The 4,437-nt window shown below is 44.8% G+C and carries 3 protein-coding genes; 2 read left to right on the top strand and 1 reads right to left on the bottom strand.

The annotated features are described in order from the left end of the window. A partial coding sequence (gene rho / locus B0E43_RS00155; protein ID WP_077346041.1) for a transcription termination factor Rho occupies window positions 1-1,639 on the top strand: 1,639 nt, incomplete at its 5' end. Window positions 1,640-2,868: 1,229 nt separating this feature from the next. On the opposite strand, the gene tnpA is transcribed toward rho, so the two are convergent. After that, window positions 2,869-3,315, bottom strand: a complete 447-nt coding sequence (tnpA, locus tag B0E43_RS00150; protein WP_077346040.1) for an IS200/IS605 family transposase — start codon at window positions 3,313-3,315, stop codon at window positions 2,869-2,871. A 246-nt stretch (window positions 3,316-3,561) separates the two neighbouring features. Here tnpA and B0E43_RS22755 point away from each other — a divergent pair, with 246 nt between their 5' ends. After that, on the top strand, window positions 3,562-3,762 hold the full coding sequence (locus tag B0E43_RS22755) for a hypothetical protein (protein WP_139352620.1): 201 nt from the start codon (window positions 3,562-3,564) through the stop codon (window positions 3,760-3,762). Window positions 3,763-4,437: the final 675 nt, after the last annotated feature.

Genomic DNA, 4,437 nt, shown 5'->3' with positions numbered 1-4,437 from the left:
GACTTCACCGACAGCAGAAGATCCGGCTGATTTCAAGCCGAAGTTCAGAAGACAAAACGTCACTGAAATTCCAACCGCTCCAGAATCAGAAACTCCGGTAATTGCAGCAGCCTCTGACGAAACTCCTTCCGAGCCAAAGCCTGCTAAACCGGAATGGAAGCAAAAACGGGAAGAAAGACCAAGAGAGGAAAGACCGAAATTCGAAAAGCGCGAGCCAAGACCCGTTCAGGAAAGAAAAGAAGTTCAGCCGGAACGTATTGAAGCTCCAGCCGGAGAAGAACCAAAATCGTTCAGACCACGACGACGGGTGTTTGAAGAAGTGGATGTCAACTCCAACGTAACTTCCGAAACGCCAGAAGCAAGTGTACCTGCAGCTCCAATAGAGGCATCTGCACCTAGACCTGAATTGGAAATCGAACTTCCAAAGCGGAAGAACTTCAAATCTCCGGATGAGGTAATGGCTCCGGCGGCGGAGACCATCCACAATCCAAACCGAAGAAAACCTTTTGTCAGTCCAAGAGAATTTGACGGGGTGATCGACAATGAAGGCGTATTGGAAATCATGCAGGAAGGTTACGGCTTTCTCAGATCACTTGATTACAACTACCTGGCCTCTCCGGATGATATCTATGTATCTCCAAGCCAGATCAAACTTTTTGGACTGAAGACAGGTGACCATATCAAAGGCTCCATCCGGCCTCCCAAAGAGGGTGAAAAGTATTTTGCCCTGCTAAAAATTGCAACCTGCAACGGAAAGACCACAGACGAAATCCGTGACCGTGTTCCTTTCGAATACCTCACTCCCCTTTTCCCTGAGGAAAGACTGAATCTCTCCACCAAAGCGGATGGCTATTCCACCCGTATCCTAGATCTGTTTGCTCCGATCGGAAAAGGACAGCGTGGGATGATCGTGGCACAGCCAAAGACGGGAAAAACCGTATTGCTGCAGCAGATCGCCAATGCAATCACCAAAAACCATCCGGAAGTTCACTTGATGATCCTGTTGATCGACGAACGTCCGGAGGAAGTAACGGACATGGCTAGATCAGTAAAAGCGGAAGTGATCTCCTCCACCTTCGATGAGCAGGCCGAACGACACGTGAAAGTGGCAAATATCGTTTTGGAAAAAGCAAAGCGTATGGTAGAGGTAGGACATGATGTGGTGATCTTGTTGGACTCTATCACCCGACTGGCCAGAGCTCACAACACGGTTGTTCCAAGTTCGGGAAAAATCCTTTCCGGCGGTGTGGATGCCAATGCACTTCATAAACCGAAGCGTTTCTTTGGCGCAGCCAGAAACGTAGAAAACGGAGGCTCACTGACCATTATCGCCACTGCTCTGGTAGAGACAGGCTCCAAGATGGACGAGGTAATCTTTGAAGAATTCAAAGGTACCGGCAACATGGAACTGGCTTTGGACAGAAAACTTGCGAACAGAAGGATCTATCCATCCATCGATGTACTTGGATCAGGCACCAGAAGAGAAGATCTCCTGATGGACAAAGAAGAAATGCAGCGCGTGTGGATTCTCCGCAAACTGATGAGCGATATGAACTCCCAGGAGTCTATGGAATTCTTGCTAAACCGTATGAAAGGAACCCGCGACAATGCCGAGTTTTTGATCAGCATGAATGGGTAATCTACCCTGGATTTAGAATAGAAAAAGATACCCCGGCCGGATTGGTTGGGGTATTTTTTTGGATAATGATTTCTGGGATGGAAAAACCGGTCCTTCAGACCTCCAATGCATGTTTTCATTGATATCTCCACGGGGTTGCACCCCGGACTTAGGGCTGCACCCTAAGCTGATATAAGTCAGGCTTTCAGCCTTTGGCGAAGTAGTTGGAAGTCGGATTACAAATCCTAAAGCAGGACTTCGAGATTTCAAATCTTGAAGATCTAGAAATGAGATTATTGGAAGACTATAGGCCCAACGGGCCGACTAATAGCAACCCTGCCCGTTAGGGTGGGGATTACGGTATCGTGGGGGGTGTATGGTAGGCCTGAAGGGCCGATTTATTGATTCCATCAGGCCTTCATTGTAAAAAAACGGTCCTTCAGACCTCTGGTGCATGTTTTCATTGATATCTCCACTTAGGGCTGCACCCTAAGCTGAAATAAGTCAGGCTTTCAGCCTTTGGCGAAGTAGTTGGAAATCGGATTACAAATCCTAAAGCAGGACTTCGAGATTTCAAATCTCGAAGATCTAGAAATGAGATTATTGGAAGACTATAGGCCCAACGGGCCGACTTATAGCAACCCTGCCCGTTAGGGTGGGGATTACCGTATCGTGGGGGGTGTATGGTAGGCCTGAATGGCCGATTTATTGATTCCATCAGGCATTCATTGTAAAAAAAACGGTCCTTCAGACCTCTGGTGCATTTTCAACTGATATTACCTCGGGGCTGTACCCCGGGCTGGTAAAAGTCAGGCTTTCAGCCTTTTTAAGAAGGAGCAACCCTCGATCACTGTGAATCATTTATTTCCCCTAATCCAAAAAAAAGGCCCAGCGGGCCGACTTATGCTAACCCAGGCCGTTAAGGTGGGGATTACGGTATCGTGGGGGGTGTATGGTAGGCCTGAAGGGCCGATTTATTGATTCCATCAGGCCTTCATTGTAAAAAAACGGTCCTTCAGACCTCTGGTGCATTTTCAACTGATATTACCTCGGGGCTGTACCCCGAGCTGGTAAAAGTCAGGCTTTCAGCCTTTTTAAGAAAGAGCAACCCTCGATCACGGTGAATCATTTATTTCCCCTAAGCCAAAAAAAAGGCCCAAGGGGCCGATTTATGGCAAGCCGGCCCGCTAGGGCTGAGATTTTGGAACCAAGTCAGTTTGCGTTAGGCCTGAAGGGCCGAATTATCATACTTAATCCCAGACATATTCTTCATCATATTCTACCTGATACTCTGCTAAGAACTTCCGAAATTCATCTTGAAATGAAATTTTCTGGTGATGCGCTTCCTGATTAGAAATATACTTTTTTACCACTTCCAGTTTGGATTGACTAACTGAAAAGGCTCCATATCCATTTTGCCAGTTGAAGTTCTTATCAACCTCTATTTTCCCAATTTTGGATGAATTAGATTTCACTTTATTTAAAAAGTCAGCAATAGTGATTGTCCTTGGCAGTGTACATAGCCAATGCAGGTGATCTGGATTGAGGTAAATAGCTTCTGTGTATGACCCCAAATCACTACCAACTTTTACCAAATATGATTCCATCCCGGACTTAAATTCCTTTTTTACCAAGGGCTTTCTTCCTTTTGTTGAAAAAATGATATGGAGATAAACTTTTGCTAAGGATTGTGACATGACTCTTTATATTAATCTGAAAATCAATAGAATAACAATTCCAATTTAACTAATGATAATTTTATCAGAACCCTATTGCCGGGAAATTTAATCTTCGGAAAACCCGGTCCTTCAGACCTCCTGTGCATTGTGCAATCATTATTCTCGGGGCTTCACCCCTAACTTAGGGCTGCACCCTAAGCTAATATAAGTCAGGCTTTCAGCCTTGTTTATCGAGGATCTCGGATTGCAAATCCTAAAGCTGGAATGGAGATTTCAAATCTCGAAGAGCGGAATTTAATCGAAGAATACAGGCCTAAGGGGCCGAGTTATACCAACCAAGTCCGCAAGGGCTGGTATTCGGCGTGTCGCGTGCATGGGACTGGTAGGCCTGAAGGGCCGACTGTGGCGGTCAGATCCGTTGCTTTTGAAATCGGTCTTTCAGACCTCCACTTGCATCGTCCATGAGATTTGCCGGGGCTCAACCACCCAGGCCTTGTAGAATATATGCTTTTAGCCTTTTGGATATTGGTAGGGAATGATGTCGGATTGCAAATCCTGGAACAAGGCTTCGAGATTTCAAATCTCGAAGAGCCGAGGAACCAAAAATTCTACTGAATGTGGATTCTGTGGAATTTATAGAATTTGTGGAATCTATGGATTCTGTGGACTTGACATGTATCTGGAGGGTGATCAAAACCTAGACTATATGTAGCTTTGGTGTAGCTTTGATGCCGCTTTGATACTGCTTTGGTGCTGCTTTGAAGTAGAGTTGATGTTCCAATTGCCAAAAACCATCCAGAATCTCCTTTCGGTCAAATACAAGGGAAAAGTTATCTGGTTTTATTTTGAACCAAGTTTCAATCTGCCCTACTACCGCCAGACCTTACCCAGAAACGTAGATGTTATCCAGTTCAGGAAACTGGAAGGGTGGGCAACTGGAGATTTTGACCAGTTGGGTAAAAATAAAACAATGTAACCTCCAACTTGGCCTACTTTCAATTCAATATTAAATTTGTTTTTTGAAGTTTTTGCATTAATTTGAAAGGCTATTTTTAAATCATTTACAAATTATATTTGTTTCAAGTGATTTAAATGTACTTTACCTACCTAAAAACGCAGATTAAAAAGAGTTTACAATAC

Origin of the sequence: Algoriphagus sp. A40, from assembly GCF_002002735.1 — a bacterium.
Classification (GTDB): Bacteria; Bacteroidota; Bacteroidia; order Cytophagales; family Cyclobacteriaceae; genus Algoriphagus.
This window is presented reverse-complemented; position numbering and strand designations above follow the sequence as displayed.